Raw genomic sequence first — 24,106 nt, 5'->3', positions numbered from 1 at the left:
CAAATTTGATTTGTAAATTTATCGCTTTACGGGCACGACGAACGGCATGCCGTCGTGTTCTAAAATTTCGCAGTTTAGCCCGTAAATTTCATGTAAAATTTCTTTCGTATAAAGCTGCTTTGCCGTGCCTGCGTAGCGTATCTCGCCGTCTTTTAACATCACGATCTTGTCGCAAAACATAGCGGCTAAATTTAGATCGTGTAGCACGGCTACGGAGAGTAAATTTAGCTCTCTAGTTAAATTTTCGCAGATCTTTAGCATCTGAACCCCGTAGTTTAGATCTAGCGCGCTCGTAGGCTCGTCAAGAAGTAAAATTTTTGGTTCGCTAACTAGCGCTCTAGCTAGCAGCACCCGCTGAAATTCTCCGCCGCTTAAGTAGTGGGCGCTGCGTTTAGCAAACCGCTCTACGTCAAGCAGGCGCATGATCTCGTAGGTTTTGGCTACGTCGTTTGCGTCGTATCCGCTAAACTGGCTTTTTAGATGACAAAAGCGCCCCGTTAGTACGATATCCTCGACCGTTAGCGGCATACTTAGAACCGTTTTTTGCGGCACGAAGCCTAAAATTTTAGCCAACTCTTTTAGCGAATAATCCTCCAGCTTTTTGTTTTTTAGCGTGATCACGCCGCTATTTGGCGATAAAATTCTTAGGATATTTTTTAAAAGAGTGGATTTGCCGCAGCCGTTTGGACCCAAAATCCCTACGAACCTACCGTTTTCAAGGCTCAAATTTACGTTTTTTAGTATCTCTTTTTTGCCGTAGCTAAAGCATAGTTTTTCTACTTTCACTTTATATGCTCCTGCTTGAGCGGATAGCTAAAAATAGAAAAAACGGAGCGCCGAAAAACGCCGTAACCACGCCGATAGGTACCTCGGTCGGGCTTAGAACGCTTTTGCCTATCGTGTCGCAGGCCAGCAGGAAAAACCCGCCCGCAAAGGCGCTAATAGGTATCAAAACGATGTTGCTCGAGGTTTTTAGTATCATGCGTAGCGTGTGCGGGATGATGAGCCCCACAAAGCCTATCATGCCCGTAAACGCGACCGAAAACGCCACGGCTAAGGATGAAACGATAAGTAGGCGTTTTTTCATCTTTTCTACGTCCACGCCTAGGCTTTGAGCCTCCTCGTCGCCGCTTAAGATGACGTTTAGCTCAAATCGCTTAAAGTAAAAATACGCCATAGATAGCACGAGAGGAACGCTGATGTAGGCGATCTTTTCCCAGTTTGCCGAGCCCACGTAGCCCATCATCCACGCTACTATCTTAAAGCTATCCTCGCCGATGAGGTAGGTCGCAAAGCTCGTAAACGCACCCAAAAACGACGAAAACGCGATACCGATGATAAGAAGCGTGGCGATGGATTTGCCTTTTTTGGAGAGTTTAAAGATCAGCACCGAAAGTATCGCCGCGCTAAAAAAAGCAAATACGCCGTAGTAAAAATCGGGAAGCTTTAAAAGATAAGCCGCCACGGCGCCAAAGGTCGCAGCAGAGGCGATGCCGATGATGTAGGGGTCTGCTAGTGGGTTTAAAAATACGCTTTGCACGACGACGCCAGAGCTTGCTAGCAGCATACCGATCAAAAATGCCATGATGACGCGCGGCAAGCGGATTTCTAGCAGGATAGTTTCCTTTATCTCGTCTATCTCGCTGCCGCTTGCAAATTTGATGATATCTTGCCACGAGATATCGGCCCCGCCTAGGCTAAGCGAAAATATAAAAAGCAGCGCCGTAAGCGCCGCCAAAACCGCCGTAACTCCGTTTTTAGTAGGCATACTTAAACTCTACGTAGTAGTTTCTCTCGTCTGCGGGCTCGTATATATCCTCTAGCTCGCTTTGATAGGAGTTGTATTTTTTGTTGAATAAATTTTTAACTCCTGCAGAGACCGAAAATCCGCCTTTAAATTTATACTTTGCGCCAAGATCCACTAGCGTTCTAGATACGGTTTGCGTCTCGTAGCCGGATATGTCTGTCACGCCCGAGTAGATCGCTCTTTTTAGCTTTGATAGGTATTTGACGTCAAGGAGTAAATTTAGATCTTTGATCGGCTCGTAGTCGATGCTGGCGACAAATTTGCTCTTTTGTACGGTCGGCACCTCCATGCCCTTGTTGCTACCTTTTTTAAATTCGGCTTTTACGTAGGAGAAGGTCTGGCTGGTTTTTAGATTGTCTAAAATTTGCTGTTCGGCGTAGAGCTCGGCTCCGTATCTCCTGACGTCGTCTAAATTTATAAAAAACCAGCCGTCGGTTATGTTATTTGTGAGCGTTCTGGTGTAGATTTCGTTTTTCGTATCGGTTAAAAACACGGTCGCGCTTATGAAATTATCATAGATCATATCTCTCACGCCAAGCTCGTAGGTTTGGTAGGTTTCTGATTTTAGATTGTTTACTACGTAGTCGGTTCTGTTTGGCTTATCCACAAACTGAACGGGCGAGGGCGAGACGAATCCGCGCTCAAATTTAAAATAAACGTTGCCGGTGTCTGAGTATTTAAAGCTAGGCGTTATCTCAAAGGCGTGGTTGTCCGAGTTTTTCTTGCCTTTAAAGGACGAAGCGCTAGTTATCGTCCGGCCAGGCGTCATCTTTACTACGGAGTTTGAGCGCCTATCCATATCGTTTCTAGCTAGCTCGAACCTATACCCCGCGCTCAAAGAAAACTGATCGGTGAAGTCGTGCTTTTCTAACACGTAAAACGAATGCGTTTTCTTTTCTACGTCAAATTTGGTCGTGACGTCGGCGCTTACCGTGATAGGGCCGCGTCTGCTCGTAGATTTCGAGAGTATAGATCTTTTGGCCTCTTGTCTTAAAAAGTCGTAACCGAATATAAAATCTCCGCTGCCGTAGCCGTATTTGCCCTTAAATTTAGCTCCGGCTTGTTTATCGGTTAGCCCTAGCGCTCCGCTGCCGCCGTCTTTGTAGGCGCTATAGGAGTCCATGGTTAGTTTTTGATAATAAGGCGATAGATTAAACGTCAGCGCATCATTTAAATTTATAGAGTAGTCGGCGTTTACGCTAACTCTTTTGTTTAGATAGTCGGTTTTACTTGATCCTGCTTGTCTTCTGTCTTGCTCTAGCTGAGCTTTGCTTAGAGCACCCGTGGTGCGGCTTTTGTCTTTAAAATAGCTTGAGTTTATAGATAGCGCCTGATCGTCCGTTATCTGATAGGTTAGGCCGCCCGAGACGTAGTCTTCTTTGGTTTTATCTCCGCGTCTATATCCGTTTGAGTCAGATTTTTTCGCGTTTAGTTTTAAAGATAGCGCGTCGGTTACTCCGCCGCCGACGTTTAGGGCTACGTCTTTATACGAGTAGGAGGCGAGCTTGCTAGAGACGCCTGCGTAAAATTTCTTTTTGCTTTTTTTGGTGATGATATTTATCACGCCTCCCATCGTGCCGCTGCCGTATAGAACGGTGCCGCCTCCCGGGACTATCTCTATCCTATCTACATCCTCGATAGGTATCATATCTACGGGGATCCTAGTAGGCGTAGTGTCGATCATGTTTAGCACGACGCCGTCCACCATCACCTTTACGGTCGTGGTCGATCTAGCCGACGAGCTCCTTCTGGAACCTTGCCCGCGCATATCTACGTTGTTGCCGTTTAGGCTGACGCCCGGAGCTTTTTCGAGAGCTTCTTTGATATCGCGGTATCCCCTGTCCTCTATCTCTTTTGCGGTTATAACGGTTACGTTTCTAACCTCGTCTTTTAGCGCGCTCTCAAAGCCAGTCGTAGTTATGACGGTGGCGTCTAGTCTAGTGGAGCTATCCTCCGCGGCGTATAAATTTATACTTGCTATCAGCGAAAGCGCGATAGCTCCTTGGCTTGATTTAGCAATCATAGTTGTTCTCCTTGGTTAAATTTACAGGGAGATAAAACCGGGTTCATTTTCTATCCTTTCGGCTTTTTCTTGATATTTAGCTCGACGTTTTGCGTGCCGCTATCTTTTAAAATAGAGATCAAATTTACGACCTCGCCGTAGTTTATAGCTCCATCTGCGTTTAGTTTGACGCTCTCTTTTTGCTTTGGGGTTAAATTTGCGATTTGAGCGGCTAGATCTGCTAAATTTAAGCTTTTTTGCTCGCCGTTTATACTCAAAAGCACTTCGCCGTTAAGCAAATAAAAAACCTCGACGTTTTTGGTGTCTTTTTCGTCTAAATTTGACGTGCTTTGGGGTAGGGCGATGTCGATGTGGGCAAATTTATTAAAAGAGGTCGTAACCATGAAAAATAGCAAAAGTACGAATATCACGTCGATCAAATTTAACATAGAGATGCCGGCGTATCTGGCCTTATCTCTGCGGACATACTTCACAGCTTCTCCTTTCAAAACTGCGTCCAAACAGGCTCATAATGCGGTTTAGATCGTTTAGGATGAAATCTATTTTCTTGCTAATCATGAGAAAAAATATCACGCAAGGAATCGCCACTATAAGCCCAAAAGCCGTCGTATAAAGCGCCTCGGAGATACCGACTGCAACGAGCGGAGCGTCTACTCCGCCACTAAGTCCGCTAAAGGCCTTTATCATACCAACTATCGTGCCAAGCAGCCCTAACTGCGGGCTCGCGCTCGCGCAAAGTCCGAGTATCCACGTGCGCCGTTCAAGCGAGGTTAGCTGCATGGATACGGCCTCCTCGGCGATGTAGTCGATCTGCGTTTTACTCGCGCCTTCGCCTAAATTTTCCGCGACGAAAAGCGCGGTTTTAGCAAGCGAGTTTTTGTAGCCTTTGCAAAATTCTTTGATTTTTGCGTAGTCGCCTTCTAAAATGAGATTGCAAAGCTTGATCTTAAACGAACTCGTCGCGTCTATCTCGGTAAATAAAAAATACGCTCCCTTTTCAAGAAGCACCGCGATACCGAGCACCGAAAGGCAAAATATCGGCCACATAAATATACCGCCGACTTCTATATACTCAAACATTTTAATCCTAATATTAATTATCAAAAGCAGTTTATTATACCACCGCTATCATTAATCGGTAATAAAATTTGACGAGATTTCATAGCGTTAGATAATAAAATCCTAATAACGTTTCGCAGAAAAACGTAGCGTCCAAAAAGGCAAATTTAGGGCATAAAGCCCTAAATTTAACGGTTTAGTAAGCGTATTTAAACTCTACGTAGTAGTTTCGCTCGTTTGCCGGGCTATACTCGTAAATGCAGGTTTGGCTGTTTTTGCCTTGGTAGTCGTAGTATTTTTTGTTAAAGAGATTTTTTATGCCTCCCGTTATGCCAAACCCGCTTTTAAATTTATACGAAACGCCTGCGTCCACGATGCTGCGAGATGAGATATTGTCGTAGTTTACGCCCTTTTTCTTTGAGTAAAATTTATAGTCCGCAAACAAGTGCAAGTCGCTCACGATCTCGTAGTCCGCGCCGAATATAAATTTGTGTTTTGAAACGTAGGGCACCTCTTTGCCGGCGTTATCGCCTTTTTTGATCGTGGCGTTTACGTAGGCGTAGGACTGGCTCAAAATCAGTCTATCAAAGACGTTTTGCCTGCTAAAAAACTCAAATCCGTAGCGTCTGGTTTTTGCGATGTTGTAGTATTTCCAAGCGTCTCCGTGATTGGCCTCGAGCTCTGCGTAGGCTATCTCGTCGCTAGTATCGGTTAAAAACACGGTAGCGTTTACCGGCATGCTTGCGACGTGATCTTTTAGTCCGATCTCGTAGGTGTTAAATTTCTCGGATTTTAGGTCGTTAAATTTGTATTGCTTGGTTACCTGATCTTTGTCGGTTACCTGAGAAGGCGAGGGTGAGATGTAGCCGCGCTCAAATTTAAAATATACGTTTCCGGTGTCGGAGTATCTGAAATTCGGCGTAAACTCAAACGCGTGGTTGTCGATATCTCCGCCGTCGCTTATGGCGTTGTAGCTAGTCATCGGAGGAAAAGGTATGCCGTTTCTAAAGCCCTTCATATCAGAAACCCTGCTGGCCTCGTACTGCGCGCGCTCAAATCTATACCCGAAGCTCAGGTCAAAAACCTGCGTAAATTTATGCTTTTCCATAAAATAAAGCGCGTGCGTGGTCTTTTGTAGATCTAGCGTCGTATCGTGTTTTAGGCTTATCACGGGCGACGTTTTTACCTCGTAGTGCGACTCTCTATCGCCTTTGTTTTGCTCGTAGTCGTAGCCGAAGATAAACTCGCCGCTGCCGTAGTCAAGCTTGTTTTTAAAATTTACGCCGTATTTTTTATCGCCGAAAAGTCCCTGCGACGGATAGCGCACGCCGCGAGCCGACTCGGTCGAGGAGGTTTTGATTTTGATTTTTTGATAATACGGCATCAAATTTACCGAGTAAAAGTCGTTAAATTTGCCCTCGTAAACGGCGCTAACGTCGATTTTCTCGTTTTCAAAAAGCTTTGTTAGGCCGTTATTGGCGTTTTGTCTGCGGTCTTGCGAAACTTGATCTTGGGTTAGGGTGCCCGGATCGTTTCTTTTTGATTTAAATACGCTAGGCGTCAAATTTAGCGAGTGGGAGTCGTTAAATTTGTAGTTTAGCCCGCCGCTTACGTAGTATCCGCGCTCCTTGTAGTCGTGTCTGTAGCCTTTTTGACCGAACGCTTTGCCGCTAAATTTTAAAAACAGATCCTCGCTCACGTTTCCGCCGACGGTGGCTGCGGCGTCGCGGTAGCTATACTAACCTATCTTGGAGCTCACGTTTGCGAAAAAATCTCGCGGCTTTTGCTTGGTGATGATATTTACCACGCCGCCTCTAGTGCCGCTGCCGTAGAGCACGGCTCCGCCTCCCGGCATTACTTCGACCTGCTCGATGTCCTCGATCGCGATCATCTCAAGCGGTATTATGCCATGCGCCGCATCGACCATATTTATCGGTACTCCGTTTAGCATGATTTTTACGGCCATAGTCGGCGTCGCGCCGTCTCCGCGCATGCCTTGTCCGCGCATGTCTATGTTTTCGCCTAGGCTTGATGTGCTGACGAAATCGACGCTAGGGGTCTTTTCTACGAGTTCTTTTACCGAGCGGTAGCCGTAGGCCTCGACGTCTGCTTTGGTTACGACGAATATATTTCTAGTCTCTTCTTTTAGCGCGCTTTCAAAACCCATCGCCGTTACTATGGCGGCGTCTAACGTGACGTTTTGGGTTTGCGCGTTTAGGCTCGCGGCTGCTACTAGCGACAAAAGTATAAATTTGCCGCCTTGCGCGCCTAATCTTTTTTTGCTCATTTTAACTCCCTTCGATTTTATCATAATTAATAATAAAAATCAATTTATGTAAGTTTAATTTATAAAATAGAAATTCGAGTGGGATTTCGGGTTTAAATTTGCAGACGATTTTGAGCGTTTAAATCGTAAAATTTAAAGAACAAATTTTAAAGGCTTTAAAAATAAATTTGATGCGAGGTAAAGCTTGGAAGGGTTTAAATTTGAGGGTTAAATTTGGCGTAAAAACAAGCGAGCGCGCTAAATTTACGCTCCGGCTAAAGAGGCGCAAGGGGAGGATTCAGCCCTCCATGCTGTTTACGATGTTTATGACCTCGTCGCGTAGACTCTCGACCGTTAGTTCGGCTTTTTTCTCAAACGGCACGAAGACTTCGCCCTCGTCGCAGGCGATGTGCATGCCGTCCTCGGTGATATCGGTCATTTTGACGTTTTGCGGGTTGGTAAAGCCGCCAAATTTTGCGCACATATCCTCTGTAAGGCCGATGAAATTATCATTCATCATGCCTAGCGCCATCTCTTTGGCTTCTCTTGCTTCCTCGCTTAGCTGCATTATGTCTCCTTGATTTAAAAATGATATCCGTTATTTTAACCGTTTTTAGCTGAATTTTAGCCCTTAACGAGCGCGATCTGCCCGTTTCGTATCTCGTAAATTTTATCCGCCGCGTCAAAATACGCATCGTCGTGGCTGATCGCAAAAACAGTGTAGCCTTGCGCCTTTAGCTCAGGCAAAAACTCAGTATAAAAATGCCGCCTAAACTCGGGGTCTTGATCAGCCGCCCACTCGTCAAGGATTAAAAATTTGCGATTTTCAAGCAGCGTTGCGACCATGGCGAGACGCTTTTTCTGGCCTTGAGATAGATTTAGTGTGCTAAAATTCCCGTCTTTTACGCTTACTTTATTTTCTATCGACATCTTTTTTAGTAGCCCCTCTATCAGCGCCCCATCGTCGCTCATCACTTCGTCAAAGAGATAAAAGTCGCTAAACACCGCGCTGATCGTGTTTGCGTAGCTTTTTAAATTTGACTCGGTGATTTTGACGTCATCTGCGAACATCTCGCCGCTTTTAGGCGCTAAAAGCCCCGCTAAAATCATAAATAGCGTACTTTTGCCGCTACCGTTTTTACCGATCAAAAATACCGTCTCGCCGCGTCTAATCTCTAAATTTATATCTTTTAGCGCAAATTCGCTCCCCTCGTCGTAGGCGAAATTTATATCTTTTAGGCGTAGTTTTTGCCAAATTTGCGGAGCCGTCTCGCCTAGCTCAAATTCCGGCTCAAATGGTGCTAGGTCTAGCTTTTTTAGCCGCTCGTAGGCGATGCGCGCGCGAAAGACGCTAGGCACCGAGTAAAGCAGCATCATGAGAGGCGCTCGCAAAAAAAGTATCGCTAGCGCAACCGTGATTGCATCTTGCAGGCTAGCAGCCTCATAGGCTAGGCAAAAATATATCTCGATGCCAACGGCGCCTAGCATCACGGTGTTTAGCCAGTTGCTCATAAAGGACTGATGGATCTCGGCTTTTACGATATTTGTGCGCAGGCTTTTTGCGTTTGGTATAAAGCGCTCCAGAAAAAGTCGCTTCGCGCGGGCTAAATTTAAGCTAAGCTCCCTATGCCCCTCGATGCAGGTTTGATAGTCGCGGTATAGCGCGTCCTCGCACTTGCGGTATTGCTCGAAGTATTTGTGGATGTTTTTGATCGAGCGGCGGCAGATCCACGTCGCCACGCTCGTCCACAGCACCAAAAATACGAAAATCTCGGCCGAGATATACAGTACGTAAGCGCCCGTCGCGCCGATGATGAGCACGCCTTGGATGATGCTTGGCACTTGCATAAAGCCGTCTGTTAGGCTGCGCACGTCGCTTGAGAGCGAGGCGATCAAATTTGATTTGCCGGCGGCTACGATTTTTTGATTTGCGGTATCTAGGATCCGTTTTATCGTTTTGGTGCGCAGCTCGTAGACAAAATCGTTGCCGATCACGCTAAGAGCGATGCGCGAGAGCACCGAAAAGCCCAAAAACAAAATCAAAATCGCGAAAAACGCGAGCAAAATTTGAGCGTCTTTTTCTTTTAAATTTAAGAGGTATTTGTTGATAAAGGCTAGTATCAGGATCCCAGAACCGCTAAAAACGGCGCTGGAAACGATCATGGCGATGATTTGCCAAAGCGTTTTTTTTGAGATTTTTTTAAACATTTTCATTCTTTTTTGAGAGCTTATTTCATTTTAGCCGCCATTTTATAAGAATATTTTTAAAATTTCGCTAAAATCGGGCTTTATTTAAAGGAGAAAATTGCAAACGGTTTTGCGGGTCGTATCGACCAAAACTGAAGCCAAAAAATCGACGTTTTTGTGTTTTTTGTGTCCTATCTGCGAGTTTAAAGCCTTGCACGAACAGCTAAAAGCGGAGCATCCAAAGGCCGCGCACGTCGTGTGGGCGCTGCGCGAGCGAAACGGCTACGGCCAGATAGTAGAAAATCAAAGCGACGACGGCGAGCCAAAGGGCACGAGCGGGCAACCCTCGCTAAACGCGCTTAGAGGCGCCCAGCTCGTAAACGCAGGCGCGCTAATAGTTCGGTATTTTGGCGGGATAAAGCTAGGCACGGGTGGACTCGTGCGAGCGTATGGCGCAGCGGTAAATGCGGCTATAGAGGAGGCTGAGGGCTGCGGGGCGCTGGCTAAATTTGAGATAAAATCGCTTTGCGTGTTTTTTACGCCATACGCGCTGGGCTCGCGCTTTGAGCACTATTTTGAAAAGCGAAATTTGAGTTTTGAGCGCGAATTTAACGAGGAGGGTACCATCTGGCGAGCGGAGTTTAACAGCGCCGAATTTGAGGAATTTCAGGCATTTGCGAGCGGGTTTGAGCAGGAGGGGTTTAAATTTTACGCCTTGCCGTTGGCCGCGAGAGAGTAAATTAAGAGGTGAAATTCACGTTGGGTTTATGCTAGACGGTTATAATTTCGCTGATTTTGGCTAAGGCTTGTCTCGCGAGTGCTTTTCCGAGATTTTGCAAAATTTTCGCTCCGCAGGCTATATGCCTAGCGCACGCTCAATTTTGCTTCAAAACTCGAAAAATCATCTCGCGATACTTCGCCTTATCGTTTTATGTTCAAATTTGAGTCACCGAGACCTGCATCTTAAAAATGCTAAATTGAAACCTGCGCATAGCGCAGCAACTTATAACGTGCAGTGGGGTTGGTGGGGGTTTGGGGGCGGAAGGGGCGACGCTTCGTAAGTAGAAACCCCTTCCGTCTCCCAAAAAAAGAATTTGAAAATCTAACGCCTGATGACAAATTTTGGAGTTTAAAGGCGCGGGTCTCGGTGCGTAAAATGCAAAACCGTCAAATTTGAAGTCAAATTTGCCCGAATCAAATTTAATCAAAAATTTAAGCCATAAGGAGCGAAAATGCTTGGCAAAACGTTAAAAACAGCAGGAATAGTCGGCGCTTTGGCGCTATTTTTAGGTATATTTTTAAATTTACAAGGAGAACAGATGAATCATAAAACAAAAGAGTCTGCGGCCGCGAACAAAACGATCGTGCTAGCCGGCGGTTGTTTTTGGGGCACGGAGGCCTATCTCAAGCAGCTTCCCGGCGTGGTTAGCACTTACACTGGCTACGCAAACTCAAAGGTGCCAAACCCTAGCTACGAGCAGGTCTGCACGGGCGACACGAACGCCGCTGAGGCCGTCTGGGTCGAATACGACGAGTACGTGATCGATCTGCCGCATTTGCTGAAATTTTACTTTAACACCATCGATCCCACCAGCCTAAACAAGCAAGGCGGCGACCGCGGCACGCAGTACCGTACGGGCATCTACTACACCGATGCGGCGGACGAGCCGGCGATCAAAGCCTTTATCGCCGAGCAGCAAAAAAACTACAAAGCACCCATCGTAACGGAGGTTGCGCCGCTAGAAAATATCTACAAAGCCGAGGAGTATCACCAGGACTATCTAGACAAAAATCCGCACGGCTACTGCCACGTGACCTTTGAGAGCCTGCCTAAAAAGGGCGAAATTTTGAGCGATAAAAAGCGCGATATGAAGCAAAATTTGCAAAACTACAAAAACAAAGACGACGCAACGCTAAAAAATGAACTAAGCGCCATCTCATACGACGTCGTAAAGCACGCCGCGACCGAGCGCCCACACAGCAGCGAGCTAAACGACGAGGAGCGTATCGGCATCTACGTCGATATCACTAACGGTCAGCCGCTTTTTAGCTCGTACGATAAATTTGACGCGGGCTGCGGGTGGCCGAGCTTTACGAAGCCGATAGATGCTAGCCTGATCGCCGAAAAGTCCGATCTATCGTACGGTATGGTGCGCACCGAGGTCAAAACCGCGATGTCGGATTCGCATTTGGGGCATGTATTTGACGATGGTCCGCGCGATAAAGGAGGGCTAAGATACTGCATCAACGGCGCCGCGCTGAGGTTTGTGCCAAAGGAGGAGATGCAGAAGCAGGGGTATGGGTACTTGATACCGTACCTCGACGCGCAGTATTCTAAAAAGTAGCGGCTTGTCTCGCGAGTACTTTTAAATGATTTCGTAAATTTCGCCCTGCGACAGACTATATGTCTAGCCTTGGGACGAAATTTACTTCAAAACATTTAAAATCATCTCACGATACTTCGCCTTATTGTTTTGGGTTCAAATTTGAAGTCAAATTTGTAAATTTCGGCTTCAAATTTTACCCACCGAGACCCGCACCGCAAAAACGTTAGATTTTGTTTTTTATGCCTTATTGCGAGTAAAACCTTCCTCGTCCCTAAAGAAAGAATTTAAGAGATTTAAATTAGGCGGAAGTTTATCCTTTATACTCTTTTAGCGCCTTTATCCCTTCACACTCTTTTAGTTCCGCAAAATCGGCGTGTAGTTTTTCGTGGATTTTAAAAATTTGCACGCCGACGTCGGTAAAATCGCGGTAATAATCCTTAAAATTGGGGTCGCTTTTTGATAGCTCAATAAAATTTTTAACCAGCTCGCCAGCTTCTTTTACCATATTTACTATCAGTTCATCGATTTTTTGCAGTAAATTATTTACGCCTTCATTCATTAGCATTCTCTCCTTATGCTGCTACACTCGCATCTATTTGCTTTTATATTTAGCTGGTTTTTCGCAGTAGTAAATGATATGGATAAATGTTATCATAGAAATATTTATCTCATTCTTAAGAAACAATACGCGGCAGTAAAATTGAAAAATATGTCGGCGTTTTCGTAGCGCAAGCTTTAGCGAGTAAATTTAAAAATAGTCGCTAAAAAGATAAGCGGTAAAATTTAAATCCAAGCAGTAAAACGGAGCTAAATTTGCTGCTTGGATTTGCTTTCAAATTTAGCGAGCATCAAATTTCCCGCCAAATCAAAAGCAAAAATCAAAATTTAAGCCGTCGTTCCCTCGTTCATCGCGGCGTATTCTTCAAAAGTTCCCTTAAAATCGACAACCTCGCCGTTGCCTTTGAGGTGGATGATGCGGTTGGCAAATGCATCGATGAGCTCGCGGTCGTGGCTCACGCAGATGACGTTGCCGCCGAATTTATACAGCGCCTCGCCTAGAGCGATGATGGCTTCGAGGTCTAGGTGGTTGTTCGGCTCGTCTAGCACGAGCAGGTTGCCGCGCTCTAGCATCAGGCGGCTTAGCATCAGGCGGTGTTTCTCGCCTCCGCTTAGGCTGCCGACCGATTTTTCCTGCTCGGCGCCGCTAAATAGCATGCGGCCTAGGCACTTACGGATCTCGTCTAGGTCTTTGTTGTTTTCGTCTTGCAGCCACTCGTAGAGCTTTAGCTCGCCCGTGATTTTATTTGTCGTGTCCTGCGCAAAATAGCTAGGCTCTATCGTCGCGCCCACGTGCACGTCGCCGCTATCTGGAGCGACCTCGCCGATGATGATTTTAGCTAGCGTGCTTTTGCCTACGCCGTTTGCGCCGATGATGGCGACCTTGTCGTTCTTTTCGAGCTTGAAGCTAAAATTTTCAAACAAAACCTTGTCGTATTTTTTGCTGACGCCGCGCACCTCCAGGATCTCGTTACCGATGTCGCGTTTGATGCGGAAAAGTATGCTAGGATCGCGTCTGCTTGATACCTTGATCTCCTCGATGTCGAGTTTGTTTAGCTGCTTTTGGCGGCTGGTTGCTTGGCGGGCTTTGCTCGCGTTTGCGGAGAAGCGCGCGATAAATTTCTCCAGCTCCTCTTTTTCTTTTAGCTTTTTGTCGCGCTCCATCTCGTGCTGTTTGGCTACGAGCGTCGAGGCGATGTACCAGTCGTCGTAGTTGCCCGCAAACTGCCTGATTTTCTTAAAATCCACGTCTAGGATGTGCGTGCAAACCGCGTTTAAGAAGTGGCGGTCGTGGCTGATTAGCACCATCGTGCCTTCGTGGCGGTTTAGCTCGTTTTCCAGCCACTTTATACTCTCGATATCAAGGTTGTTGGTCGGCTCGTCGAGGAAAAGGATGTCGGGCTTTGGAAATAGCACTTGAGCGAGCAGGACTTTAAATTTATCCGAGTTTTCGACCTCGCTCATCGGCTTTTCAAAGTCGCTAAAACCAAGCGAACTTAGGATTTTCTCGATCCTGACTTCGTACTCGTAGCTAGGATCCTCCTCGGCGCTTATCATCTCAAGCTGCGCTAGGCGGTCGTTTATAGCGTCGGTAAACTCCTCGCTCATGTAGAGCTGCTCTTTTTCTTTGACGGCGTCGTATAGGCGTTTGTTGCCGTATAGTACGGCGTCTTTGACGCTAAAGTTTTCAAACGCGAACTGATCTTGGCCTAGCACGCCTACTTTTAGTCCGTTTTCGATCACGATCTCGCCGCTGTTTGCCTCGATCTCGCCTGAGAGGATCTTGAGAAACGTCGATTTTCCCGCGCCGTTTGCGCCGATGAGACCGTAGCGGTTGCCGCGCGTGAGTTTTAGATTTACGTCCTCAAATAGCAGCTGTGCGTTAAATCTCATTAATAAATTTTTGACTTCAAGCATATTTTTCCTTAAATTTGACTTTTTAAACCGTAGATTTTGCCAAAAAGTCGTTTAAAATCAGTATAAACTTCGGCAAAACGGCGTAGTGTGCTATTTGGGCCGGTTATAAAACGAGCTTAGATTTGATAAATTTATCTTTTTATCGGTAAAACTGCGTCGTTTTAGCTTAAAGTCTAAATTTTCGCTAAAATCTCCACTAAAATCCGAGCAACTAAAAGGCAAAAGTCAAAATGCAAGTCGCAAAAGTCCATGCCAAAAATATCCTCTCACGCTCCGAAATCGGTAGCGGCGGCTACGCGATCAACCCGTACGTAGGCTGCCCGCACGGTTGTATCTACTGCTACGCCGAGTTTATGCGCGGCGTCACGGGGCACAAGGAGGCGTGGGGCGAGTTTTTGGACGCGAAGGATTTTGACGCGGCGAGCCTAGTTAAATTTGCGGCTTCGCACGGCGGCGAGCGCGTATTCATGAGCTCGGTCACCGACTGCTATAATCCGTACGAGGCGCGCTTTGGAGCTACGCGAAAAGTCCTTGAAACGCTTGCTGGCTCGGATGTAAACCTGCAAATTTTAACCAAATCAAGCCTCGTGACGCGCGACATAGACCTGCTGCAAACCATGCCAAACGTCCGCGTAGGCGTGAGTTTGAGTGTGATAGACGAAAGCTTACGCCGCATGCTCGAGCCTAATGCAAGTTCCGTCGCAGCAAGGATCGCAGCGATAAAAAAACTGCGCGCCGCGGGAGTGAAAACATATATCTTCGTCGCGCCGATTTTCCCGCAGATCACGCCCGTTTTTGATATCATATCCCGCTACGGCGACGCGGCGGATGAAATTTGGTTTGATAGGCTAAATCTCTATCCGAATTTTCGAGATAAAATTCTAGCCTTTGTCGGGCGAAATTTCCCGGCGCTTTTGCCGCTTTATAAGCAAATTTATCTATTTGGAGATGACGGCTATTTCGAGCGGTTAGCTGGCGAGATCAGGCTGGCGGCGCAGGAGAAATTTGGAAGCGAGAGCGGCGAGAGGGTTAGGATATTTTTTGAGCGGAGAAAATCCGGCGCAGGTAAATTTGAAAGGTAAAAATGAACGTAATTTTACGGCTCGGCATTATGGTTTTGATCCTATATATGGCGCTTTTGGCGCTGCTTTATTTTTTTCAAGAGAGGCTGATATTTTTCCCGAGCAAGCTTGAGCCAAACCATGAGTTTAGCTTTGATCAGCCGTTTGAGGAGATAAGACTGGACGCAAACGGCACGCGGATAAGCGGGCTTAAGTTTTTAGCGCAGAATAGGGACGGCGGGCAAATTTACGGCGACGCGCGCGATGCGAACGGCGAACGAAAGTCAAAAAACGGCGCGGCGATATTTTTCCACGGCAATGCGTGCAATCTGCAAGGCTGGGGCAAGTATGCGCGGTATTTTACGGATTTGGGCTATGATTTTTATCTGTTTGACTATCGAGGCTACGGTAAGAGCGGCGGCGAGATAGGCTCGCAGGAGCAGCTTTACGCGGATGCGGACGCGATGATGCAGCTGGTTTTAGGGGAGTATGACGCGGGCGAGGTCACGGCGGTCGGGTACTCGGTAGGCAGCGGACTGGCGGCTCGCGCGGCGCAAAAATACGGCGCTAAGCGGCTGATTTTGATTGCGCCTTATTTTAGCCTAGAGGAGCTGGCGCGCAAGAAAATACCATTCGTGCCGAAATTTTTAATCAAATACAAAATCCCTACGTTTGAGTTTGTCGGCGGTTTTGGCGGGCCGGTGACGATATTTCACGGCGAGCATGACGAGCTAATCGGCGTGGATAACTCGCGCAGGCTATTTAAATTTCTAAAACCCGGAGATCAAATTTACGAGCTAAACGCCGGACACAACGATATCCTAGGCCTAAGCGAGCTTTGGGGAAAATTAGCGCAGAAGCTGGGCGAGTAGGGCGGGGCTACGGCGGTAAATTTGATAAATTAGGCTGGAGTTTGGCCGTTTAACGGTGAATTTGCTCGCTTGGGCTATCCTTGTCCTTGCAGCGCAACGGCTAAATATTGGCGAACAAGGAAACAAATAAAAAATCCTAAATATATTTGGAAGCTTAAAAGACGAGGCTAAACTCGCCGCGTGGGTGATGGCGGCAAAGATTTTCGTTAAATTTAGACAAGCCGTGCGGCGTGGTGAATTTAACCAAATCGCAATAGCGACCTAAAATCAAGACGATAAATATTAAATTTTACCGCATAAGGCGTCCAAAATAATTTTAAACCAATGTTTAGTCTAAGGCTATTTTGTATAGATAAAAAGGCGAGCTAGAGTATTTTGGCTCGCCCGCAAGCCTTTAGGCGTAAATTTAGCTTTTAAACTACTTAAAAGCGTCGTTTATTTTACCACTTTTTCGGCATTTTTCGCGCTCGGCTTCGATTAACTTTTTTGACTCTGCACCCTTAGCTAATACGCTTTCATCTATCAAAACGCTCGGTAAATTTAGCATAATAGCGTTATAGGAACCGCTAAAACCGCCTAAATTTTGTCCGAAATCTTTTCTGACGCGATCGTTTTTGCTATTTATGTCTCCGCCTTCGCAGTGAAAGTGCGCTCCGCCGTTTGAACAATGGCATTTTATCTCCATATCTTCGTCGTATATGCGTTCATCCATAAAGTAAACATTTTTATTTAAATTTATGCTACTGATTGGATTATAAACTAGTGCGGCCAAAATTTTATTGCCGTGCGGATTTGACACCTCCCAGCGCACGGCGCGATAGGAGCTTAACATCACCACGAGCGGTTTTTGCGATTTGTTTAGCGTTACGACTACCTTATTATCCTGTGCGTCGCTGTCGTAAACGGCAGCGAGCCAGATATCAAATTTTTGACCTTTTAGTTGCGCGACTACTTCGCTTTGTTTGTAAAATTTCGGTTCATCTTTAAAATCTACTAAAAGGCTAGTCGTGTGCCAGTTGTTGACGAACCAAACTTCTATCTTGTGGCGTCCCTTGTTAAATTTATGCACAAGCGCTTTGCTTCCGGCGTTTTCGGAGTCAAATATCTGCTTGCCGTCTACCGCGATGCGTAAATTTGCCCAGCTAAAATCGGCTAAAATCATCTTTTGCACGTCTTGTTTGAAATCGAAATTTCCAACCCAGTAGGCGATAAATTTTTCGGAAGGTATCTTATGAAACTCGTCGTAAGCAAAATTTAAATTTATATTTTCGACCGTTTCAGAAAAAACTACATTTTTTGAATCGTCTTTATTGAGATAAAAGGCTAAAAATTTACCCGTAGGTATCTGTTTGCCCGCCGTGATCTCGCTCGCCCATTTTTGTGCGTCGTTAGCGTTTACATAGGCAAGAAATACGCAAAAAGCCAGAAAAAGCATCCGTAAAATTTTCATTTTTTCTCCTTTTAATTTCATTTTGCGTAGTTTATCAAAACGTCGTTTAATGTTAAATTTTTACGTACGGCTCGGTTGTGAATCTTATAGATTTATTTTAGTGCATTTAAATTTGCGCCCAGTCGTAAATTTATCGTTTGGTTATGTTTGCGACGCGTATAGTAAAGCTAACTTAGGGAGTGATCTCGGGCTGGACGGATGCAGAATCGTATAAAATAAAAATCTTGATAATTAATATTCATCAAAGCAAAAAAGAATGCTATACGCCTTGTTTTTTAGAAAGGTGTAATTATGAATTCGCAAACTAAAGAACGCTTTGGTTTAGCCGCTCTAATCGGCCTAATCGCAGGCGTGGTTTCAGCCTTTGTTAAGTGGGGAGCAGAATTTCCACTTCCGCCAAGAAGTCCTATGGATATGTTTGACGCCGCTTGCGGGCCAGAAAGCACGATCAGATCGGCCGACACGATCGACTGCTCGAGGAATTTCCTAAATCCGCCTTATGTCTTTTTAAGAGATTACATAGGCATCGCCGATCCAAATGCCGCGATCTACGAATTTGCAGGGCATGCGTTTAACTACGTGATGTTTACGCATATCATTTTTTCGATCGTTTTTGCCGTCGGATACTGCATTGTAGCTGAGAAATTTCCAAAGATCACGATGTGGCAAGGCGTACTAGCCGGTATCCTAGCAAACATCGCCGTTCACGTGATATCACTGCCTATTTTGGGCCTTACGCTGCCTCTTTGGACGCTACCTTGGTATGAGCATGTGTCTGAATTTATGGGCCATATGATATTGTTTTGGCGGGTCTAGATCATCCGCCACGACCTAAGAGCTAGGATCACGAAAGAAAAAGACCCGAGCGATTGCTGCTGCAACGCATAGCTTGCAAATTTACGCCGTTTTAGTAAAATCTAAAACGGCTTTTTGGGTTTTTAAAAACAAAATCTCTCGTCGGCTTTGTTTTGCTTGCGCATAGCTTTAAATTTGGCTAAATTTTCCTCGTTTAAAAAATAATCTTTTTCTTTTTGCGCGCGTGTTTCTAGAGCTTCTATTGCTTTTGCAAGAGCCGCTTTTCTATCTGCGTGAGGCGACGCAAACTCCGGTAAAAACATAGCTTCGTAAACGTTTGCCTTACTCCACTCAAGTGATTTGGCGGCGATATCTTGCTGCTTTTTGATATCGCAAAATGCGTATGGATTTACCACGTCGCCCACTAGCTTTATAAATGCTCCTATCGCGCTTTTAACCTCAAAAAATTTATCGTCATCCAAATTTATAACCTCCCTTAGCAAGATCGCGCGATTTTTGGCGTTGTAAAACCAAAATACCGCTTCGTCGCGCAGACCAAGGTCGTAAGCGCGGGCCGAAAGCACGAAAAGAGTCATTGGCGTGACCGTCTGCGGAGCGTCCTGCACGATCTTTTCCGCGCTCCTAAAGTCCTCTAGCGTGCCGCTTTTTAGCAGCCCGTCTATCTTGTCGTAAACCTTTACATGTTCAGCCTTGCCGGCATTTGCCGAGTAGTACGGCGTCACGTAAATATCGATGCTCGTTACCTTGCCGTCACCAGCCGCCGATGCTACCGCCGTGCCAAAACAAAGCGCCGCTAAAAAACGTAAAATTTTCATTTTTTCTCCTTTTAATTTTATTTTGCGTAGTTTATCAAAAAGTCGTTTAATGTTTAAATTCGTGAGTGCGGCGCGGACGCGGATCATATAGATTTGTTTGCTGGTATCTAAAATTTGATACCTAGCGGCTTTCTTGTTTTGTCATCTCTAGATATAGACAAATGGAATCGGCGTGCGCGGTAATACATTTGATTTTAGACTGATCACGGCAAGCCTAAATTTAATTTTTTATGGATTGCTCTTATTGATATACTTTATCGGCTCGGATTTAGGTTTGCTAAGTAAATTTAGGTCCAAGCTTGGTATTTTATTTATAAAAATCCGCTTTTGGTATTTGCTTTTATTTTTTGTAAATTTTAAGCCCATCGTTAAATTTGACGTTGGCCTTTTTTTGTCGCCGCATACTAAATTTCCTTAAATAAATCTATCTTCATTTTTAGATAAATTCCGCCGCTTACAGCCGTTAAGTTGTTTGGTTTTATTGGAATGTTAGTTGAATTGGAGCTAAATTTAACCCTGAAGTTTTCGCTTCAGGGTTAAAAATCATCGGTCCGATCTGCTTCGGATTTGGTTTAGCCGTATGTTGTGCATATGTTACATATGGGTTATTTGCAGATACGTATCGCCGCCTTCGGTTATTATGTTGCCGTTTAGCAGGTCGAAATTTGACAATCCCGCAAGCTTTACGAGATTGTCTCCGTTGCTTACGGTTTTATTGGCATCGACATCTCTTACTAGATATGTTTCGTTATTGTAGTAGACTGCATACATAGTATTTGCGTCGGTAGAGCCTAGAGAGTCTAGGGCTGCATTTATGGCTTCTTTTAGATTGGTCTTGCCGTTTGCGGCATTTTGATCTATCTTGACGAAATTTGCAACTGCACTACCTAAGCTTATCTTATCGCCTCTATTTGCGTCGGTTATGGTTATGTATTTACTAGCGTTAGCATCGGTAGTAGAAGCTCCTAGATTAAACGTATCGTTACCCGCTCCGCCGCTGATTTCAAATTTCTTATTAGCGGTTAATGCCGCAGTAGTGACGGTATCGTTGCCTTCGCCGAGGTTTACGGTTATATCTTTGGTTTGGGTTATCGTAAAGGTTACTTTATCGTCGCCCTTGCCGCTATCGACTAGTTTTAGGTTTTTAGAGCCGATCTCTATCTCGTCTTTGGTTTTTGAGCCTTTTACCGTGGTTACGTTATCGTTATAGGCAGCTCCGTCCATGGTGGTTATTCTTGTAGTTCCGCTTGCGTTGTCGTATTCGCTTAGGTCGATGCTTTTTAGATTGCTAGCACTTAGCCCGTCTACCCAAAAATCCGTAATCGTGCCTAGCGCTAGTAGGCTATCTGGATTTGTTATTCCACCTTTTACGGTGATAGTTTCTACTTGATCGTTGGAATAGGCCGTTATGCCGGTTATTACGTTTGTTAGATTTGCTACGAAGTCCTTGGCACTGTCCTCCATACCCCAACCTACATCTATCATATCAAAAGTGATCGGAGCGCTACTGCCCGAACGGATTGTTATGCTTTCTCCTACTTTCCAGCTACTAACGCCTCCAAATGTCATAGGCGCCGTCAAATTTGACATCTCAAGCGTTATATTTTTAGCAATTATATAGCCGTCAAGAGTAACACTTTGTAGATAGTTGTGCGTTCCAGTATTTATCGTAACGTTGCCAAATTTAGTATGGCCTTCTATGTCAGCTGCGAGAGTTTTTAAATTTAGTTCCTTAATGTTGCTTGCGTTAATCGTAATATTGCGACCCGTTATAAACTTGAAATCGGCTGTCGAGTCTGGCCCGTTACCCTTGATATCGATATTTACGTCGCCTACGCTATCGATACTGTTTGTTTCTATGGTTTTTTGTCCGTAAGCTTTTATGTTTATATTTTTAACTTCCACTTTATCTGTCGTACCGGTGGCGGAGCCTATGCCAAAATCGTGAGTTAGGTCTTGCGTCCCTATCTTTACTCTAGCATCAGCTACGTTTGTATTTAGGTTTATGTTTACATCGCTTTTCTTGCTGTTATCATTGGTATTAAATCCTCTTAGCCAGCCTATATCGATGTTTTTTTGATTATTTGCCGTTATGTCGATGTTTCCGCCTAAAGACTCGTAGTTGGCTAGCTTTAGAGTAGAATCGGTTATGCCTGAAGCTGCGTTAGCGTTTATACTTAGGCTCTTTGCTTTTACGGCCACTGCGTCAGGGGTTATTACAGTAGGACTAGGTTGATAGCCTATCTCTGTGGAGGCGCCAGCTACGGTTGCAGTCGTATTAAATTTAGCATCTCCACCTACGTTAATCTTTTCCCAATCGGTTATCGGGCTAAAGGCCGTTATCGGCGTTACGCTCATTTTGAGCGTTTTATAGCCGCTAGCGTTTACGTTTAGATTGCCAGTGATATCTAAATTTCCGTTAGTTCGTATAATGCCGTCTGTTATATCGGAATTTGCGCTATGGTTTAAAGAGAAATTCCTAGCCTTTATGCCACCTGTTACGCTAGTATCGGTCGATACGGTCTCTTTGGCGTAGATTGCGCTTGACCCCTCCTGCGTAAATTTACTCGTCAGACTTACATCTCCCACTGCGGTTATATTTCCTACGGTTAACGTTTTTTGTCCTACGGCGCTTACGGTTACGTTGTTTACCTTTTTATCGTTATCTCTATCTCCTATCTCTCCGTACGCTACCGTAGAGTCCTCTTTATCGGTAGTAGAGGTTAGGCTTACGTTTCTGGTGGTATATATTTTATCGTTTGCGGCTACGCTTAAATTCTTTAATCCTTCGGCTTTTAAAGAAATATCTTGAACGCCTTGAAGAGGAACCGGAAGATAGGTCTTATCGCCTACTGCTCTAAGAGTTACGCTAGTGTCGTCGCCTGTACCTTTTAGATTGATTTTACTGATGCCGCTTAGCTTATTGTTTATAGTATAGTCTCCCTTTGTCTCCACGTTTAGAGTCTTTAGGTTGTAGGCATTCGTATCGTGGCTTCCCGAAGCGTTTAACGCCGTAATACTAGCCGTTATATCTTTATCGGTCTTATTTACTACGTTTAGCGTTTCAAGAGCAAATACGCTGTTTATATCTTGATAAAAAGTACTACTGTTAGCCGTAGTATTTTCTAGGGTAAAGTCTAGCTCTTTTACGGTATTTGAGACTACGCTTGCACTAGTGGTGCCTTGGCTTGCAGGTACGTCGCTAGCGTTGGCTACTTTGACGTTTAGCTTTTCTGTTCCGTTTGCGGTTATGCTGCCGTTACCTTTTTCTATAACGAAATCTCTTATATCGGTACTATTGTTTATAGTTACGTTTGTAGAGTTGGTAGCTTTTGCGTTTACTTTTGCTATCTTAGAGTTAAGTATATTTACGGTGGCGCTAGTTCCGTTTATGCCAAGCTCGGTTATCTCTTGCGCTCTGGTAAAGTCTAGCACTGAAGCGTTGGTGTTGATATTTAGTACTTCCACTCCCGTCATCTCTACGTGTTGGTTTCCGTTTATAGCGTCTATGAAGTTTACCGTATCCTTGCCGGCTCCTCCGTCGATAGGTATGATTCTTCCGCTGGCTCCGGTTACGTTAAATACGTCGTCTTGTCCGCTGCCTTTTATGCTTTGAACGTATCCGTTGGCTTTTACGTTTGCGATTAGTTTGTTGCCTTTATATTCGGTAGCGTCAAAGCTATATAGCCCGCTCGTAGTATCTACCGTTAGATCAGCCGTTCCTTTTATATGCATAGTCTTTATGCTTGCAACTTGGTCTGGTTGTCTAATCGTATTTGATGTAAAATTAGTTAGCTTGCTAGCTCCTCCTACGGCGTTAATGGTTAGAGCTTCTATATGGTCTCCGTTAACGGTAGTTATGTTTATTCTAGCGTCTTTATCCATGTTTACATTATTTACGACGATTTCCTGGTTATCGTTGCTTCCGGCTAATACGTCGGTATTATAGATTAGATTTAATCTTCCCGTATCGCCGTTTCCGCTTAGTTTTAGATCGTTGACTAAAAGTTTTACTTTGTTCTCCGGGTTAATAACGTCTACCTTATTCTCGCCGTTTAAGGTGATGGTTTCTAGGTTATGGATATATTTAGTGTCAAATCTTAAATCGCCGTTGGTCTTGTTGGTCAAATTTAGATTCTCTATATTTTTAACCTCTCCGGTTCCGTTAGTCATTCCGTAGAAGTTAGTGTATAGGTCTAAATTTAAAGTATCGTTTCCGCCCTTGCCGTCTAGCTTATCGGTAGCTTTAAACGTAGTTTGTCCTACGGTAGCAGATACTGCTCCGTTAAATACGTCTGATTTGCCTGTTCCGCTTACGTCGTTAGCGTCTGCTGAAAGATTGTGGATAGTAGGAGCTATAAGAGCGTCTATTTTTGCTTTTTGCTCGTCTAGGTTGGTATTATTCGTAGTCGCTATTATCTCTTGGAATAAAGAGTAGTCGTAAGCTCCGGTTTGATCGGCCGGAATATCTGCTATCTTCTCGGCCATATACTGAGAGATGGCCGTTTTATTTTCAAATACCTTAGCGGCTACAGGGTCGGCTGCTTTTGCTATAGCAGAAGTAGCTACTTCAAATAGTTTAGCTACGGTATCTCCTCTTGAGTTACCTAGTTGAATGTGTTTTACCCATGCGTTAATACCGTCCGGGTCTTGAGAATAGTCTTTGCCTAAGATATTTTTATAGAGCATCTCTACGAAATCTCTATCGTGATCTATGCTGCCGTTAAAATAGGCTAGGGCCGCCGGAGAAGATAGCATATCGTTAGCCATCTTAGCTATCGTACTGTTTGCTCCCGCGTTTACCCATGCGTTAAAGCCTGCTCCTTCGGGTGCGCGGTTAAATAACGCTACGTAAAGCTGTGCTACTTGCGCTTGAGTTACTGCCATTGAGGACTCCTTGTTTAGTTACGGTTATAGGTTTAACGTTTTAAATACGATTTACGAGTTT

19 protein-coding genes are annotated in these 24,106 nt (G+C 45.0%); 5 read left to right on the top strand and 14 right to left on the bottom strand.

Going from position 1 to position 24,106, the window contains the following annotated elements:
- Nucleotides 1–18 precede the first annotated feature (18 nt).
- The 9 genes from CSHOW_RS07140 to CSHOW_RS07100 form a co-directional block, all read right to left on the bottom strand.
- On the bottom strand, nucleotides 19–786 hold the full coding sequence (locus CSHOW_RS07140; protein WP_002949614.1) for an ABC transporter ATP-binding protein: 768 nt from the start codon (nucleotides 784–786) through the stop codon (nucleotides 19–21).
- A 1-nt stretch (nucleotide 787) separates the two neighbouring features.
- Nucleotides 788–1,768: a FecCD family ABC transporter permease gene (locus CSHOW_RS07135; protein WP_002949611.1), complete on the bottom strand. Its 981-nt coding sequence runs from the start codon at nucleotides 1,766–1,768 to the stop codon at nucleotides 788–790.
- On the bottom strand, nucleotides 1,758–3,830 hold the full coding sequence (locus CSHOW_RS07130) for a TonB-dependent receptor (RefSeq protein WP_002949603.1): 2,073 nt from the start codon (nucleotides 3,828–3,830) through the stop codon (nucleotides 1,758–1,760). The genes CSHOW_RS07135 and CSHOW_RS07130 overlap by 11 nt, the downstream gene beginning before the upstream one ends.
- Before the next feature lie 50 nt (nucleotides 3,831–3,880).
- Nucleotides 3,881–4,303 carry an ExbD/TolR family protein gene (locus tag CSHOW_RS07125; RefSeq protein ID WP_002949600.1) on the bottom strand — a complete coding sequence of 141 codons (423 nt, stop codon included), beginning with the start codon at nucleotides 4,301–4,303 and terminating at the stop codon, nucleotides 3,881–3,883.
- Entirely contained in the window at nucleotides 4,281–4,910 is a 630-nt protein-coding gene (locus CSHOW_RS07120) for a MotA/TolQ/ExbB proton channel family protein (protein ID WP_002949594.1), read from the bottom strand. Before CSHOW_RS07120 ends, CSHOW_RS07125 begins: the two co-directional genes overlap by 23 nt.
- 175 nt (nucleotides 4,911–5,085) lie before the next feature.
- Complete coding sequence (locus tag CSHOW_RS07115) at nucleotides 5,086–6,588, bottom strand: TonB-dependent receptor (protein ID WP_002949593.1); 1,503 nt, start codon at nucleotides 6,586–6,588, stop codon at nucleotides 5,086–5,088.
- 39 nt (nucleotides 6,589–6,627) lie between these two features.
- Complete coding sequence (locus CSHOW_RS07110; RefSeq protein ID WP_002949592.1) at nucleotides 6,628–7,176, bottom strand: TonB-dependent receptor plug domain-containing protein; 549 nt, start codon at nucleotides 7,174–7,176, stop codon at nucleotides 6,628–6,630.
- A 277-nt stretch (nucleotides 7,177–7,453) separates the two neighbouring features.
- Entirely contained in the window at nucleotides 7,454–7,723 is a 270-nt protein-coding gene (locus tag CSHOW_RS07105; protein ID WP_002949591.1) for a DUF2470 domain-containing protein, read from the bottom strand.
- Between the two features lie 56 nt (nucleotides 7,724–7,779).
- On the bottom strand, nucleotides 7,780–9,363 hold the full coding sequence (locus CSHOW_RS07100; protein ID WP_002949590.1) for a cyclic peptide export ABC transporter: 1,584 nt from the start codon (nucleotides 9,361–9,363) through the stop codon (nucleotides 7,780–7,782).
- A 97-nt stretch (nucleotides 9,364–9,460) separates the two neighbouring features.
- Between CSHOW_RS07100 and CSHOW_RS07095 the strand changes: the two genes are divergently transcribed.
- Both CSHOW_RS07095 and msrA read left to right on the top strand, forming a co-directional pair.
- Complete coding sequence (locus CSHOW_RS07095) at nucleotides 9,461–10,081, top strand: IMPACT family protein (protein WP_002949587.1); 621 nt, start codon at nucleotides 9,461–9,463, stop codon at nucleotides 10,079–10,081.
- 493 nt (nucleotides 10,082–10,574) lie between these two features.
- Complete coding sequence (gene msrA / locus CSHOW_RS07090) at nucleotides 10,575–11,687, top strand: peptide-methionine (S)-S-oxide reductase MsrA (protein ID WP_002949581.1); 1,113 nt, start codon at nucleotides 10,575–10,577, stop codon at nucleotides 11,685–11,687.
- 292 nt (nucleotides 11,688–11,979) lie between these two features.
- On the opposite strand, the gene CSHOW_RS07085 is transcribed toward msrA, so the two are convergent.
- Nucleotides 11,980–12,228, bottom strand: coding sequence for a hypothetical protein (locus CSHOW_RS07085; protein WP_002949573.1), 249 nt, complete (start codon nucleotides 12,226–12,228; stop codon nucleotides 11,980–11,982).
- Between the two features lie 326 nt (nucleotides 12,229–12,554).
- A complete protein-coding gene (locus tag CSHOW_RS07080) occupies nucleotides 12,555–14,144 on the bottom strand; it encodes an ABC-F family ATP-binding cassette domain-containing protein (protein ID WP_002949570.1) in 1,590 nt (529 codons plus the stop codon).
- Nucleotides 14,145–14,374: 230 nt separating this feature from the next.
- Between CSHOW_RS07080 and CSHOW_RS07075 the strand changes: the two genes are divergently transcribed.
- Together CSHOW_RS07075 and CSHOW_RS07070 are read left to right on the top strand one after the other, a co-directional pair.
- On the top strand, nucleotides 14,375–15,226 hold the full coding sequence (locus tag CSHOW_RS07075) for a radical SAM protein (RefSeq protein WP_002949568.1): 852 nt from the start codon (nucleotides 14,375–14,377) through the stop codon (nucleotides 15,224–15,226).
- 2 nt (nucleotides 15,227–15,228) lie between these two features.
- Nucleotides 15,229–16,077, top strand: a complete 849-nt coding sequence (locus CSHOW_RS07070) for an alpha/beta hydrolase (RefSeq protein WP_002949567.1) — start codon at nucleotides 15,229–15,231, stop codon at nucleotides 16,075–16,077.
- A 418-nt stretch (nucleotides 16,078–16,495) separates the two neighbouring features.
- Here CSHOW_RS07070 and CSHOW_RS07065 read toward each other — a convergent pair whose 3' ends face one another.
- Nucleotides 16,496–17,527 (bottom strand): hypothetical protein, encoded by a 1,032-nt coding sequence (locus CSHOW_RS07065; RefSeq protein WP_002949562.1) that lies wholly within the window; start codon nucleotides 17,525–17,527, stop codon nucleotides 16,496–16,498.
- Between the two features lie 291 nt (nucleotides 17,528–17,818).
- On the opposite strand from CSHOW_RS07065, the gene CSHOW_RS07060 reads away from it, so the two are divergent.
- On the top strand, nucleotides 17,819–18,343 hold the full coding sequence (locus tag CSHOW_RS07060) for a YagU family protein (protein ID WP_002949559.1): 525 nt from the start codon (nucleotides 17,819–17,821) through the stop codon (nucleotides 18,341–18,343).
- 122 nt (nucleotides 18,344–18,465) lie between these two features.
- On the opposite strand, the gene CSHOW_RS07055 is transcribed toward CSHOW_RS07060, so the two are convergent.
- Nucleotides 18,466–19,158 (bottom strand): hypothetical protein, encoded by a 693-nt coding sequence (locus CSHOW_RS07055; RefSeq protein ID WP_039895451.1) that lies wholly within the window; start codon nucleotides 19,156–19,158, stop codon nucleotides 18,466–18,468.
- Between the two features lie 594 nt (nucleotides 19,159–19,752).
- Nucleotides 19,753–24,045, bottom strand: coding sequence for a beta strand repeat-containing protein (locus tag CSHOW_RS07050; RefSeq protein WP_171992816.1), 4,293 nt, complete (start codon nucleotides 24,043–24,045; stop codon nucleotides 19,753–19,755).
- Nucleotides 24,046–24,106 lie beyond the last annotated feature (61 nt).

The sequence above is a fragment of the Campylobacter showae genome, assembly GCF_004803815.1.
Taxonomy (GTDB): domain Bacteria; phylum Campylobacterota; class Campylobacteria; order Campylobacterales; family Campylobacteraceae; genus Campylobacter_A; species Campylobacter_A showae.
Note: the sequence above shows the minus strand (reverse complement) of the source record. Positions and strands in the feature narration are given on the sequence as shown.